We start from the raw sequence: 13411 nt of genomic DNA on the forward strand, positions 1-13411 counted from the left end.
CCTGCGGCGCACGCCGCTGGAACTTCCGACCGCGCTTCGTCGAAGTGCGCCCCTGGGCCGCGTGGTGGTTTCTAAAACATAGGGTCAAGTGTCAAGTGGCGTGCGATAGCATCCCGATCGCTTCCACCGTCAGACAACACAATGTTGATTATGTTAAATCAATGAGACGGCAACCAAGGGCCGAAGCCCCTTGCCCTCAACCGGCGGCAATCCGACCCACCACGGCCTTCGCGAAAGCCGCCGTTCCGGCGCTCCCGCCCAGGTCACCGGTACGCACCTTGTCGATGTTGAGGGCCTCGTCGATCGCCCGGCGCAGGCGCGTTGCCAGATCCGGCAGCTTGCAGTGGTCGAGCATCAGCGCCGCGGCCAGCATCAGCGCGGTCGGGTTGGCGATGCCTTTGCCGGCAATGTCGGGCGCCGAGCCATGGACCGCCTCGAAGATGGCGGCGTCGGCACCGATGTTGGCCCCCGGCGCCATGCCCAGGCCGCCCACGAGTCCTGCTACCAGGTCCGACAGGATGTCGCCGAACAGGTTGGTCGTCACCAGCATGTCGAACTGCCACGGGTTCAGCACCAGCTTCATGGCGCAGGCATCGATGATCACCGTGTCGAGCTCGAACTTGCCCTTGTACTTGCGTTCGTAGAGGTCGAGCCCGGTCTCCAGAAAGATGCCGGTCAGGGCCTTCATGATGTTGGCCTTGTGCACGATCGTGACCTTCTTGCGGCCGGTCTCGATCGCCGTCTCGAAGGCATATTGGAGCAGCCGCCGGCTGCCCTGCCGCGTGTTGATCCCGGTCGCCATCGCCACCGCATGCGGATCGCCGTCGATCGGCACGTAGTGCTCATGGCCGATGTAGAGGCCTTCGAGGTTCTCGCGCACCACCACCAGGTCGATGTTGTCGAAGCGGCCGCCGGGAATCAGGGTGCGTGCCGGCCGCAGGTTGGCATAGAGCCCGAATTCCTCGCGCAGTCGCACGTTCGAGGATCGGTAGCCACCGCCCGATGGCGTCTCCAGCGGCCCTTTCAAGGCCAGTCGGGTTCGTCGGATGCTGTCCAGGGTGGCCGAAGGCAGCGGATCGCCGGCCGCCTGCACGCCGGCCAGCCCGCCGAGTTGGCGGTCCCATTCGAAAGGCGCCCCAAGGGCGTCGAGGGCAGCGAGCGTGGCATCGACGATCTCGGGGCCGATACCGTCGCCGGGAATCAGGGTGGCGGGGATGACAGTGGACATTCGGGTTGATTCCAAAAATGAAGGAGGGACCTGGACCGGCTGATTATGGATTCCCGGTCCCTGAAGCCGGCGCCGGGCCAGCGCAAATCAAGCCGCTTCGGTGCATGATGACTCGCCTCGTGCGTCGACCAGCGGCTTTCGTCCGCGCCTTCGAGAACGCCCTTCTTTGAACCCAAGGACATCAAGCATGCAACTCGGAATGATCGGCCTCGGCCGCATGGGATCGAACATGGTCCGCCGACTGCTTCGCGCCGGCCATCGATGCACCGTGTTCGACAACGCGGCGCAGGCGGTCGCAGCGCTGGTCGAGGAAGGTGCCACGGGCGCCTCGTCGCCGGCCGAACTGGCGGCACGGCTCGAGCGGCCGCGCGCCATCTGGCTCATGGTGCCGGCCGCAGTGGTCGACCAGGCCATCGCCACCCTGCTGCCCCACCTCGACCCCGGCGACACGCTGATCGACGGCGGCAACTCCTATTACGTCGACGACATCCGCCGCGCGAAGGAGCTGGCGGCGAAGAGGATCGACTACGTCGACGTCGGCACCAGCGGCGGGGTCTGGGGGCTCGAACGGGGCTATTGCATGATGATCGGCGGTCCGCTGGCGTCGGTGCAGCGGCTCGACCCGATCTTCCGGACGCTGGCGCCGGGTGCCGGCACCATCGATCGCACGCCCGGCCGCGAAGCGGACCGCGGCACGGCCGAGGACGGCTACCTGCGCTGCGGCGAGAACGGTGCCGGCCACTTCGTGAAGATGGTCCACAACGGCATCGAGTACGGCATCATGGCCGCCTACGCCGAGGGCATGGGCATCCTGAAAGCGGCCAACATCGGCAAGGCCCGGCACGACATCGACGCCGAGACCACGCCGCTGCGCAACCCCGAGCACTACCAGTACGACCTCGACCTGCCCGACATTGCCGAGGTCTGGCGGCGCGGCAGCGTCATTGCCTCCTGGCTGCTTGACCTGACGGCCACCGCGTTGGTCGAGGACCCGGCGCTTTCGGGCTTTGCGGGCCGCGTGTCGGACTCCGGCGAAGGCCGCTGGACCCTCAAGGCGGCGATCGACGAGGCGGTGCCCGCGCCGGTGCTCACGGCGGCCCTCTACGAGCGCTTCGCATCGCGCGGCGAGGCCGACTTCCAGAACAGGCTGCTGTCGGCGATGCGCTTCCAGTTCGGCGGCCATGTCGAAAAGACCGGCGGCCACTGACACCCACACGGAGTCCTCGATGACCGACGCCGAACTCGACACGCTGTGCATCAACACCATCCGCACCCTGTCGATCGACGCCGTGCAGGCGGCCAACTCGGGCCATCCGGGCACGCCCATGGCGTTGGCGCCCCTGGTCTACACGCTGTGGAACCGGGTGCTGCGCTTCGACCCGCTGGACCCGATCTGGCCCGGCCGCGACCGCTTCGTGCTTTCCAACGGCCATGCCTCGATGCTGCTGTGGTCGGTGCTGCACCTGAGCGGCACGGTGGCGGTGAATGCCGAGTACGAACTGCTCGGCGGACCCGCCGTGACGCTGGACGACATCCGGCGTTTCCGCCAGTTCGGCAGCAAGGCGCCTGGCCACCCCGAGTACCACTGGGTGTCGGGGGTCGAGAGCACCACCGGCCCGCTCGGCCAGGGCGTCGCCACCAGCGTCGGCATGGCGATGGCCCAGCGCTGGCTCGCCAACCGCTATGACCTGGGGGGCCCCACCCTGTTCGACTACGACATCTACGCGGTCTGTGGCGATGGCTGCCTGATGGAAGGCGTGTCATCCGAAGCCGCCTCGCTGGCCGGCCATCTCGGGCTCGACCGGCTCTGCTGGATCTACGACAACAACCACATCACGATCGAAGGCAGCACCCGGATCACCTTCACCGAGGACGTGGCGATGCGCTTCGCGGCCTATGGCTGGGCGGTGCTGCGGGTCGGCGACGCCAACGACATCGGTCAGATCGAAGCAGCGCTGGCGACGTTTCGCCAGACCCGAGGCCGGCCGACGCTGATCATCCTGGACAGCCACATCGGCTGGGGCTCGCCGCACCGCCAAGACAGCGCCGCCGCGCATGGCGAACCGCTCGGCGATGAAGAACTGCGCCTCGTCAAGCGCGCCTACGGCTGGCCGGAAGACGCGAAGTTCCGGGTGCCCGATGGCGTGCGGGCCCATTTCGACCATGGCATCGGCGTCCGCGGCGCGGCAGCGCGAAGCGCCTGGAACCAGGCCTACGCCGCCCTGCGCGCCCACTCCCCTGCCCTTGCACTCGAGATCGACCAGGCGCAGCGCCGCGAACTGCCGGCCGGCTGGGACCACGCCCTGCCGGTTTTTCCGGCCGACCCGAAGGGCCTGTCCGGACGCGACGCTTCGGGCCAGGTGCTCAACGTGCTGGCGCAGAGCGTGCCCTGGTTCATCGGCGGCTCGGCCGATCTCGGCCCGTCGAACAAGACCACGCTCAACTATCCGGGCGCCGGCGAATTCCAGCCCGCAAGCCCGGGCGGAAAGAACCTGCACTTCGGCATCCGCGAGCATGCGATGGCGGCGGCGGTCAACGGCATGGCACTGTCCAAGCTGCGGCCCTTCGGCGCCACCTTCTTCATCTTCAGCGACTATGCGCGGCCGGCGATTCGCCTGGCGGCGCTGATGGAACTGCCGTCGCTGTTCGTCTTCACCCACGATGCGATGGGCGACGGCGAAGACGGGCCGACCCACCAGCCGATCGAGCAGCTGGCGTCGCTGCGCGCCATGCCCGGCCTCACGGTGCTGCGTCCGGGCGATGCCAACGAGGTGGTCGAGGCCTATCGTGTGGCGCTGCAGTCGCCGCATCGGCCGACCGCGATGGTGCTGTCGCGCCAGCCACTGCCGATCCTCGACCGCAGCCGGCTCGCATCGGCCTCGGGCGTCGCCAAGGGCGCCTATGTACTGGCTGAAGCGCCGGGCACAGGCGACCCCGAGCTGATCCTGATCGCCAGCGGCAGCGAAGTGGCGCTGGCCCTGCAGGCGCACGAGACGCTGCTGGCCCAGGGCCTGCGCTCGCGCCTGGTCTCGATGCCCTCCTGGGACTTGTTCGAGCAGCAAACACCGGCCTACCGCGCCAGCGTGCTGCCGCCCGGCGTGACCGCGCGCGTGGCCGTGGAGCAAGCCTCGGCCTTCGGCTGGGAACGCTACGTCGGCGCCATCGGCAAGGTGGTCGGCATGCAGACCTTCGGCGCCTCGGCACCGCTCGCGGCGCTGCAGAGGGAGTTCGGCTTCACGGCCGAGCACGTGGTGGCTGTCGCGCTGTCGGTGCACGCGGCCGCCGGGAACTGATGAAGGTCGTGGCCGGCTCGGCAGCCCGGCGACGGGAAGGTCAGTGGCTACCCTCTCGCGCCGCTGAGCGTTCGCGGGAATAATCCTCTGTCCATGGGACAAGCACTTTCAGACCGCGAGACTTTCACCGGCGTGCTGATCACGCTGGTGCGCCAGCGCTCGGCCGTCTCGGGTGGCAGCAAGACGTCGCGCACCGGGCTGCAGGCCAGCGTGCCGGTGAACGAGCGGCCCGCAGTGCGGCGCGGCCTCGAGGCCCTGCTGGAGCATGGCCTTCTCGCCATGAGCGGCGAGGACATCGGCCTCTCCGCCAAGGGCAAGCTCTTCATGGCCCATGTGCAGCGGGCCCGCGGCGAGACCCCGACCTCCGATGAGCATGACGACAAGAGCCAGGCCATCCTGTCGGCCATCCTGGGCGCCATCGAGGCCGACGACCGCTTGCGCCCGCAAGGTTCGATGGACGACGTGCGCACCCTCCCGGCCCGTCTCGACGGCTATCGGGCCAACCGCGCACCGCGTTTTTCCAAGGCCCTGCTGGTGATGGGCGGCCTCGCCGCAGCGGCCGCCGCCTTCGTGCTGCTGCGCTGAGCCGGCACGGGCCGGGCGTCATCCGATGGCCCGGCCGACAGACGCCCCTCTCCTACGCGCGCTCGGGCCGTCGGCAGACGTGCAGCGGCCGCCGATGCCCGCATGCTCGTCACACCCAAAATTCGAGGAGAAATCGATGATCAAGATCGGAATCGTGGATGACCATGCCATCGTTCGCTCGGGCCTGCGCGAATTCTTTTCGCAGCACGTGGACCTGCGCGTCGTCGGCGAGGCCGCCAGCGGGCGCGAAGCCATCGACCTGGTGCGCAACCACGAGGTCGACGTGCTGGTCATGGACCTGTCGATGCCGGGCCAGAGCGGCATCGATGCCATCGCGATGGTGCGCGCCAAGTCGCCCGACACCGGCATCCTGATCCTGAGCGGCTACCCCGAGGAGCATTACGCGATGAGCCTGATCCGCCAGGGCGCGAGCGGCTACCTCAACAAGGAATGCGAGCCGAAGGAGATCGTCGAAGCGATCCGCACGATCTCGCTCGGTCGGCGCTACATCACTCCGGTCGTGGCCGAACTGCTGGCCCGCCAACTCGACCGCAACACCGACGCAGCCCCGCACGAGCAGCTCTCCGAGCGTGAATTCCAGGTTTTCCTGAAGCTGGCGACCGGCGAGACCGCCGGCAGCATCGCCGAGCACCTGTCCTTGTCGGTGAAGACCGTGAGCACCTACCGCAGCCGGCTCATGGAGAAGATGAACCTGGCCTCCAACAGCGATCTCACCTACTACGCGCTGAAGAACCAGTTGATCAGCTGAGGCCGTGGCTGCCGGACTTGTTCCGGCTTTCTGTGGACAACACTGTGGGAAGTGCCGGGACGGCCGTGCGCGAAGCGTGGCCCCATGCGGGATGCCACCCCGTTGCCTCAGAAACAGGCAGCGCCGGTCTGCTTGATGCCCGCGGCCGGGCCGTTAAGCTAGGCGGCCTCTTCAACGGCCGAAAATCACTCCCATGACGACCATCCAGTCCCGACGCAAGCTCATCGTGATCATCCTGCTGTGCGTGGCCGTCGGCGGGGCGATCATGCGCCACCTGGCGGTGCCGGGCTCGACGACGCGAGACATCGGCACCTTGCTGATGCTGCTGTGGATCCCGATCATCGGCAACGTCATCTCATGGCTTATCGCGCGCCTTCGACGCCCCACCCCGACCGCAGCGGGGTCTCCCTTCGAGAGCCGGACCGTGTTCATGCCGCAGTTGCTGGTCGAGCTGACACTGCGTCCTCCGATGCTGCCGGCCGAAGACCTGCCCATGCCCGCCGGGGAGCATCGCTGCGCGCTGGTGATTGGCAACGAGGCTTTCTCGGCCCGCTGGTGGGTGCAGCCCGAGCGCAGCTTTCGCCGCGGCAGCACGCAGGCGCTTGAAATGGAGTTTCTTGCGCCGCAGCTGGCGCTGCCCAGGTTTCAGCCCGGCGCCAGCTTCAAGATGCTGGTCGGCGAGTCGTTCATCGGGGATGGCCGCGTATTGCGCCCCGTCGAGGCGGCACGGGCCGGCGGCTAGCGCAGGTCGCGGCGCGCCAGCAGCACGTTGCCGCCGGTCGTATTGAACGAGATGGTCGGTGCGCTGAAGTCGCTGAGCGGCGCGCCCAATCCGATCTCGCCGCTGCCGTGCAGCACGCATTCGTCGCGCCGCAGCGCAATCTCGCCGCTGGCCCCGGCGGTGCCGTGAAAACGAACCCAGGTCCCGTAGGTGCTGACATCGACCAGCACGCAACTGCCCTGGCGGGCCTCGATCCGCGCGTGCAGCCGCGACACCCGCGGGTCGTTGACCACGAATTGCGCCTCGTCGACCCGGCCCAGGTGGATCGGCAGTTCGGAGGCGCTGAACATCGAGCGGACATCGAGCCAGGCCAGTTCGATCTGGCCAAAGGATGAATCGGGGCCGCGCGGCTGCTGCACCAGCGACGCCGGCATGGTGAGGAACTCGGACACCTCGTCCTGCCAGTCGACCCGGTGCACCACCGGCATCTCGTTCTTGCCTCGGATGTTGATCGGTCCGAGGCTGCGATGGCGAACCTCGCCGCCATGCAACTGCTCGATGACCGACTCGGTGGCCCAGATCTGTCCCGGCCCGGCCAGGTCGCTGAGGCGCGAAGCCAGGTTGACCGCATCGCCATAGCAATCGCCATCGACCTCGACGACCTCGCCGCTGGCCACGCCGATCTGCAGCTCCATGCGCAAGGGCGCCGGCCAGGTCTGGAGCCGCTTCTGGTGGTTGCGCTGCATTTCAACGACGGCGCGGGTCGCACTCATCCCCTCCGCGAATATCGCAAACACGCCATCACCCAGTGATTTCACGACACGGCCACCGTGGGATTCGCACACGCCGCCAATCCATTGCGTCAACCGCGTCACCGTTTCGGTGGCGCGCGCGTTCCCCATAGCCTCGAAGACTCTGGTACTTCCCGTCAGATCGGCAAATACGACAGTGGAATTGGCGCCCATGTTGTGCAGTTTTTGGTAGCTCTCGCTGTTCGATTATGGCAAAGCAGCGCCCAAACACGGTCCCGAACGCTCAAAACAGGGCGCCCGCGCGCCAAGCTGTTGCTTTTTCATTTCGACACACCACGCAAGCCTCATTTTTTCTTAAAGATTAGAACTAAGGTATCAATTGTTAAACCAGTGCTTGAGCAGATTCGTGAAGTATGTTGTTTTTGAACATGAAATGATGTTTCTCCGCTTGTGTGGCTCAGGGGCCAGCCTTAACGTAGCACCTGTCAAGGTTTTGGCAACACGCCTTCCTCTCATGGTGTCACCCAGCAGTCTTCTTCGATTTCTGTCCTTCCCCGGCTTCGGCTTGCGCCGTTCCGCGGATCGCCAGATGGGGCAGATCCGTACCGCCATGCTGTCGCTCCTGCAGGTGCACGGCGGCCACGCGATGCAGCGCGTCGCCCAACGCGTGCGTTTCGCCGGCGACCTCGAAGCCCTCTGGTACCTGCGCCAGGATGTGATGACCGCACTCAGTGCAGTCGATGGCGAAGTCGCCGCCCGGCGGCAGATGCGCCAGATCAATCGCCTGTTCAAGGGCGGACTTCCCGGCTCGATGGAACCCCGCACCCACCACCGGGTTCATGGCTGACCCCCAGGTTGCCCGCACTTCGTGTCGGGCGCCCACCCCCTTCCAGGGGGCAACACCAGCGGCCCGGCGAAGCCGGATCCGCGGTGTTTCACCAACGGGCCTGGCTGCGCCGGCCGAGAAGTACACCCACTTCGTACCTGCTTGTGTCGGCGGCGCGTAGCGCACGCCCGTTCGTGGGCTGCCGCGGAACCGGCTTTGCCGGGCCGCTGGCAGCGCCCCCGGCAGGGGGTGGGCGGCTACACGCAGTGAGCCAACCTGGGGGCGAGCCTAATGCCCATGACCCCAGACCATGAAGACGTCTCGGGCGTCGGCGGCCAGTTCCACCTTGGCGCCGACGGGCAGCAGCACCTTGGTCTGCACATGGCCGAAGGGCAGTCCGGTCAATACCGGGGCCTTGATCAAGCCTCGCAGGCGGGCGGCCACGGTCTGCATGCCGAAGCCGCGGTCGTGCGGGACCTTCCGGATGCCGGTGAACTGCCCGAGAAGAACCGCCTTCTGCCGCCCGAGCACACCGGCATGACGCAGTTGGTCGAGCATGCGCTCGACCCGGTAGGGATGCTCGTTGACGTCCTCGAGGAACAGCACGCCCTTGTCGATGGCAGGAAACCACGGCGTGCCCAGCAGGCTGGCCAGTACGCAGAGATTGCCGCCCCACAGCACCGCGCCGTGGATGCTGCGCAAGGCCGGCAGGTCGACGCTGTCGCGCGCCGGCATGCGCCAGCCGGTGCCCTCGCCCTGTCCTGACAGCAAATCGTCGAAGCAGGCCTCCATGATGTCGTCGGCGCCCCCCTCGGCGCCGAAGTCTTCGCCCACCGCAGGGCCGGCCCAGCTCACCGCGCCGGTCTTGGCCAGCAGCGCCAGCTGGAAGGCCGTGAAATCGCTGAGTCCGACGAACTGGGTGCCGCGATGGATCGCCTTGGCCACGGCCTTGTAGGGAATCGCATCGAGGATACGGGTCAGGCCGTAGCCGCCGCGCGAGATCAGCGCCACGTCGGCGCCGCTGGCCGCGGCGCGCGAGATCGCCGCCAGCCGCGTGGCGTCGTCGCCAGCGAAACGCTGGTGCGTGGCGAGCGCCGCCTCGTCGACTTCGACCTCGTGGCCCAGGGACTGAAGGCGCTTGACGCCACGCTTGAAGGCCGCCTTGTCGCGCACGGCGCTGGAGGGCGAATAGATGTAGATGTGCTTTTTCACGGGGCGAAGTATCCCATTGCCTCGCGTGCCCGCCGTGCCAGCGTCGCCGCTTGTTCGGGGGGCGGGCCGCCCACGCCCTTCGGGATCGGGCCCAGCGCCCGCAGCGCAGCCTCGTAGCCGCGGTCGGGGAACGGAGCGCACCAGGCCTCGCTCGCCGGCCCGGCGCCATCCGGAACCGGCAACACGCAAACGAAGCGCCCGGGCGCGGCAGCGGCCAGCCCGGCGGCCCAGGGCGCGGCACCGGCACTGTGCAGCAATGCCAACCGCCCGGGCGCGAGTTGCTGCTGCGCGAGTCGCTCCAGCCAGTCGAGCAGCAGGTCGCGGTGCCAGTCGAGCCGGTGCACCGCTTCGCGCTTGGGCTTGTCGCTCTTGCCGAATCCGATCAGGTCGGGCGCCAGGATGCGCAGCCCCGGCGTGCCCGCGAGGTGCCGGAAGAAGTAGCTCCACTCGCCCGGTCCGTGAAGGCACAGGCAGGTACAGGGCGCGTCTTGCGGACCCTCGTCGATGTAGTGCATGCGCCAGCCGTGCTGGCTCGGCAGGTCGCTGACGTAATGCGGCTCGAACCGACAGTCGAGCAGCCCGGCGAAGCGCTCGGCCGGCGTGCGCAGGGCATCGTCGCGCAAGGGCTCGGCCGCCACGCGGGCGGCGCTGCGACGCCGCTGGAAGAACCCTTGCAGGAGCGCCCGGCATTCGGAAGCCAGCACGCCGCCCTGCACTGCCGTGCGGTGGTTGAGCCGGGTCTCGCGAAACAGGTCGACCACCGACCCGGCGGCGCCGGCCTTCGGGTCCGCGGCGCCGAACACGACCCGGGCCAGCCGCGCATGCAGCATGGCGCCCGCGCACATCGCGCAGGGCTCGAGCGTCACGAACAGTTCGCAGCCGTCGAGCCGGTAGTTGCCGAGCGCGGCCCCGCCCGCCCGCAACGCGTTGATCTCGGCATGCGCGCTCGGGTCGTGCAGCGCGATCGGCGCGTTGCGTCCGCTGGCCACGACCCGGCCCTCCTTGACCAGCACAGCGCCTATAGGCACCTCGCCGGCCTCGGCAGCCTGCCGCGCCTCGGCCAGCGCGAGCGCCATCCAGTCGGCGTCAGTTGTCATCGGGCACCGGCCGTGCCTGCACCGCGGCATCGAGCGACTGCTTGATCTGCTGCTGGATCTGCCGGCTTTGCGCGCGCGCATCGCCCGCCGGCGCGGCGCCTGCCGCGCTCGTGCCAGCCGGCAGCACCGGCGCCGCGACACCGGCCAGCTGCTTCTTGACCAGCAGCCCGACGATGACCAAGGCGAGCAGCAATCCGACCAGTCCGAACATCCGCATCTCAAGCCTCCCCGGCGATGCCGAGCCGCTGCATCCAGCCGGCGAGCGCGCGCTCGTCGGCAGTGCCTTCGCGGTAGGTATCGAACATCGCGGCGTGCGATTCCTTGCGGTGCTGGTTGAGCTTGACCTTGCACTGCAGCGCAATCACCTTGAGCGCGAAGCCGACGATGCCGTTGAGCATCTTGTGCTGGAACGCCTGCCCCAGGTCGCGCCATTGCTGCGCGTAGGCCGGTTCGTGCTGGCCGATCAGGCGCTTGAGCAGCGCGTCTTTCTCGTCGGCGCCCTCGATCAGGCGAGCCTCGACCGTGCAATGCACGGCCAGGTAGTTCCAGGTCGGCACCCGCGCCAGGTCCGGGTAGACCGAGGGCGAGAGGTAGGCGTGCGGCCCCAGGAAACTCACCAGCGCCCGCGGCCGGGCCTGCAGGTAGCGCCAGTGGGCATTGGGCTTGGCGCAGTGGCCGAAGAGCACCAGCCCGTCCGGGTCGCTCTCGTCCAGGACCAGCGGCAGGTGCGTCAGGTAGGGCAGGCCCTCGTCGTCGTTGGAGATCAGGGTGGCGAAGGGATGGTCGTGCATGAGCCGCGCGGCGATGGCGCGGTCGCTGACGTTGAACTGCGGCGGCATGTACATGGGGCGTGATCCTGCGATCCTTCAATAGGACCGCCCGATTGTCCCCGAGCCGCCGCTACCTGGCGCCTGCCGCACGCAGCTTTTCGACCATCGGCGCGTAGCCGCGGGCGGTCGCGAGCTCCAGCGGCGTCTGGCCCTGGCGATCCGCGAGCTGCAGGTTGGCGCCGGCGTCGACCAGCGCGATGAGCGTGCGCTGGTGGCGCGGCCCGCCGTCGCCGAGCACGATGGCCTCGATCAGCGCGGTCCAGTGCAGATTGTTGACGTGGTCCAGCGGCGCACCGGCGGCGATCAGCCGGCGCACCACCTCGTCATGGCCCAGATGGGCCGCCGCGATCAACGCCGTGCCGTCGTAGCGGCTGGTGGTCTGGCCCGGCTTGGCGCCCAGGGACAGCAGCAGCGCCAGCGTCGGCACATCGTCGGCCACCGCGGCGATGGTCACGGCGTCGTAGCGCTCGTTCTCGAACGCGTCGAGCCTGGCACCCGCTCCGGCCAGAACGCTGATGGCGTCTCGCTGCCGCGCGTGGGTCGCCACGTGCAGCGGCGTGCGGCCCAGGCCGTCGCGCGCCTCGAGGTCGGCGCCGCCGGCGATCAGCGCCCTCAGTTGCGGCAGGTCGCCGCGCCAGGCCGCGCGATGCAGGCCCTTGTAGGCCTGCGCCTCGGCGGCGCTCGGCGCCACCTGGGCCGCCACCGGGGCGGCCACCCAGGGGCCGACAAGCGCGAGGGCCAGCAGAACGGCCTTCATCCGAATCAGCCGAGCTGGCCCTTGACCTTGTCGAGCGCCGCGTTGGCGCACTGCTCGTCGAGGTGGCCTCCCGGCGCACCGCCGACACCGACCGCGCCGATGACCTCGCTGCCCGCCTTGACCGGCACCCCGCCGCCGAGCAGCAGGAAGCCCGGAATGTTCACGAGGTTGGCGGCCGCCGGGTTCTTCTGCGCGTTCTCCATCATCGCCAGGGTCGGCGTCTTGGCCGAGGCCGAGGTCCAGGCCTTGCGCTCGCTGGCGCCCAGCGTGTGCGAACCGGCGTTGTTGGCGCGCTGGACCGCACGCACGGTGCCGGACCGGTCGACCACGGTGGCGGCGACCGCGTAACCGTTGGCGGCGCAGGCAGCGACGGCCGCACCGGCGATCTCGTTCGCCAGTTCGAGCGATATGTTCTTCTCGGCGCGCACGGACGGGCTCGGCGCCGCGGTCTGGGCCTGTGCGCCCAGGGCGGAAGCGGCGAGCAGGACGGCGAGGCTGCCGAGGCGAAGGGACGATTGCATGGAGTTCTCCGAAGGGGTTTTGGAAAGTGGCGCCGGCATGTCGCCGACGGCTCCGCCACTGTAGGAATCGCCGCGCCCGCCGGCCATTCGTACGGTTACCCGCGCGGCTCCGTAGAACTACGGAGCGCGCACCGAAGGCCCCATCAGCCCGCGGCGTCGACCAGGCCGGCGTAGCGCCGGATCAGCTGCGCCAGCGAATCGCATTCGAGCTTGGCGAACAGGTTGGCACGGTGCGTCTCCACGGTGCGCGGCGAGAGGGCCAGCGCGCGCGCGATCTCCTTGTTGGTCAGGCCGGCGACGATGAAGCCCAGCACCTCGTGCTCGCGCTCGGACAGCTGCTGGAAGCGCTCGCGCGCCGCCTGGTCGGCCTGCGTGCGCTCGCGCGAATCGACGTGCTTGCGCACCGCCTGCTGCAGCGCCTCGAGCAACTGCTCGTCGTCGACCGGCTTCTCGAGGAACTCCGCCGCCCCGGCCTTGAACGCACGCCGGCACATCTCGACCGTGCCGTGGCCGGTGAGCATGATCACCGGCTGGTCGACCCCTTGCGCCACCAGCATGTCGAGCAACGCCAGCCCGCCGATGCCGGGCATGCGGACGTCGAGCACGATGGCACCGATGCTCGCGCGGTCGAAGCCGTCGAGGAAGGCGCGGGGATCGGCCCAGGTCTGGGTCCGGAGGCCGACGGTTCCGATCAGCAGCGCCAGGCTCTCGCGCACCGCCTGGTCGTCGTCGATCAGCTGGATCAGCGGAGACAGCGGGCCGCTCATTCGGATACCTTCGCGCTACGCGCTGCGGTCTTCGCCTTGGGTGCGGCCCGGCG

Annotated in this window: 16 protein-coding genes; 7 read left to right on the forward strand and 9 right to left on the reverse strand. The window is 68.6% G+C overall.

Going from position 1 to position 13411, the window contains the following annotated elements; translation table 11 throughout:
* Nucleotides 1-196: 196 nt before the first annotated feature.
* Entirely contained in the window at nucleotides 197-1228 is a 1032-nt protein-coding gene (locus AC1DYD_RS05370) for an isocitrate/isopropylmalate dehydrogenase family protein (protein ID WP_478171702.1), read from the reverse strand.
* Between the two features lie 187 nt (nucleotides 1229-1415).
* On the opposite strand from AC1DYD_RS05370, the gene gnd reads away from it, so the two are divergent.
* The 5 genes from gnd to AC1DYD_RS05395 all read left to right on the forward strand — a co-directional run bounded on the left by gnd (nucleotide 1416) and on the right by AC1DYD_RS05395 (nucleotide 6617).
* A complete protein-coding gene (gene gnd, locus AC1DYD_RS05375; protein ID WP_478171703.1) occupies nucleotides 1416-2435 on the forward strand; it encodes a phosphogluconate dehydrogenase (NAD(+)-dependent, decarboxylating) in 1020 nt (339 codons plus the stop codon).
* Nucleotides 2436-2454: 19 nt separating this feature from the next.
* Nucleotides 2455-4521 carry a transketolase gene (gene tkt / locus AC1DYD_RS05380; protein WP_478171704.1) on the forward strand — a complete coding sequence of 689 codons (2067 nt, stop codon included), beginning with the start codon at nucleotides 2455-2457 and terminating at the stop codon, nucleotides 4519-4521.
* A gap of 93 nt (nucleotides 4522-4614) precedes the next feature.
* Nucleotides 4615-5106 (forward strand): hypothetical protein, encoded by a 492-nt coding sequence (locus tag AC1DYD_RS05385; protein WP_478171705.1) that lies wholly within the window; start codon nucleotides 4615-4617, stop codon nucleotides 5104-5106.
* Nucleotides 5107-5242: 136 nt separating this feature from the next.
* Nucleotides 5243-5875 (forward strand): response regulator, encoded by a 633-nt coding sequence (locus AC1DYD_RS05390; protein WP_478171706.1) that lies wholly within the window; start codon nucleotides 5243-5245, stop codon nucleotides 5873-5875.
* A gap of 193 nt (nucleotides 5876-6068) precedes the next feature.
* Nucleotides 6069-6617, forward strand: coding sequence for a hypothetical protein (locus tag AC1DYD_RS05395; protein ID WP_478171707.1), 549 nt, complete (start codon nucleotides 6069-6071; stop codon nucleotides 6615-6617).
* On the opposite strand, the gene AC1DYD_RS05400 is transcribed toward AC1DYD_RS05395, so the two are convergent.
* On the reverse strand, nucleotides 6614-7498 hold the full coding sequence (locus AC1DYD_RS05400) for an adenylate/guanylate cyclase domain-containing protein (RefSeq protein WP_478171708.1): 885 nt from the start codon (nucleotides 7496-7498) through the stop codon (nucleotides 6614-6616). The two genes, AC1DYD_RS05395 and AC1DYD_RS05400, sit on opposite strands and share 4 nt — an antisense overlap.
* Here AC1DYD_RS05400 and AC1DYD_RS05405 point away from each other — a divergent pair.
* A complete protein-coding gene (locus tag AC1DYD_RS05405; protein ID WP_478171751.1) occupies nucleotides 7427-7774 on the forward strand; it encodes a hypothetical protein in 348 nt (115 codons plus the stop codon). The two genes, AC1DYD_RS05400 and AC1DYD_RS05405, sit on opposite strands and share 72 nt — an antisense overlap.
* The gene (locus AC1DYD_RS05410) at nucleotides 7755-8195 is read left to right on the forward strand and encodes a hypothetical protein (protein ID WP_478171709.1); all 441 of its coding nucleotides are present in this window, start codon (nucleotides 7755-7757) and stop codon (nucleotides 8193-8195) included. Before AC1DYD_RS05405 ends, AC1DYD_RS05410 begins: the two co-directional genes overlap by 20 nt.
* A gap of 267 nt (nucleotides 8196-8462) precedes the next feature.
* Here AC1DYD_RS05410 and AC1DYD_RS05415 read toward each other — a convergent pair whose 3' ends face one another.
* The 7 genes from AC1DYD_RS05415 to AC1DYD_RS05445 all read right to left on the reverse strand — a co-directional run bounded on the left by AC1DYD_RS05415 (nucleotide 8463) and on the right by AC1DYD_RS05445 (nucleotide 13358).
* Nucleotides 8463-9386, reverse strand: coding sequence for an LD-carboxypeptidase (locus AC1DYD_RS05415; protein ID WP_478171710.1), 924 nt, complete (start codon nucleotides 9384-9386; stop codon nucleotides 8463-8465).
* Nucleotides 9383-10483 (reverse strand): tRNA adenosine(34) deaminase TadA, encoded by a 1101-nt coding sequence (gene tadA / locus AC1DYD_RS05420; RefSeq protein ID WP_478171711.1) that lies wholly within the window; start codon nucleotides 10481-10483, stop codon nucleotides 9383-9385. The genes AC1DYD_RS05415 and tadA overlap by 4 nt, the downstream gene beginning before the upstream one ends.
* Entirely contained in the window at nucleotides 10473-10694 is a 222-nt protein-coding gene (locus AC1DYD_RS05425; protein ID WP_478171712.1) for a hypothetical protein, read from the reverse strand. The genes tadA and AC1DYD_RS05425 overlap by 11 nt, the downstream gene beginning before the upstream one ends.
* 7 nt (nucleotides 10695-10701) lie before the next feature.
* Nucleotides 10702-11328, reverse strand: a complete 627-nt coding sequence (locus AC1DYD_RS05430; RefSeq protein ID WP_478171713.1) for an FMN-binding negative transcriptional regulator — start codon at nucleotides 11326-11328, stop codon at nucleotides 10702-10704.
* Between the two features lie 55 nt (nucleotides 11329-11383).
* On the reverse strand, nucleotides 11384-12070 hold the full coding sequence (locus AC1DYD_RS05435) for an ankyrin repeat domain-containing protein (protein WP_478171714.1): 687 nt from the start codon (nucleotides 12068-12070) through the stop codon (nucleotides 11384-11386).
* Nucleotides 12071-12075: 5 nt separating this feature from the next.
* Nucleotides 12076-12591, reverse strand: coding sequence for a GlcG/HbpS family heme-binding protein (locus AC1DYD_RS05440; RefSeq protein WP_478171715.1), 516 nt, complete (start codon nucleotides 12589-12591; stop codon nucleotides 12076-12078).
* A 143-nt stretch (nucleotides 12592-12734) separates the two neighbouring features.
* Entirely contained in the window at nucleotides 12735-13358 is a 624-nt protein-coding gene (locus tag AC1DYD_RS05445) for a response regulator transcription factor (RefSeq protein ID WP_478171716.1), read from the reverse strand.
* Nucleotides 13359-13411 lie beyond the last annotated feature (53 nt).

It is taken from the genome of Variovorax sp. P4_B11 (assembly GCF_056402355.1).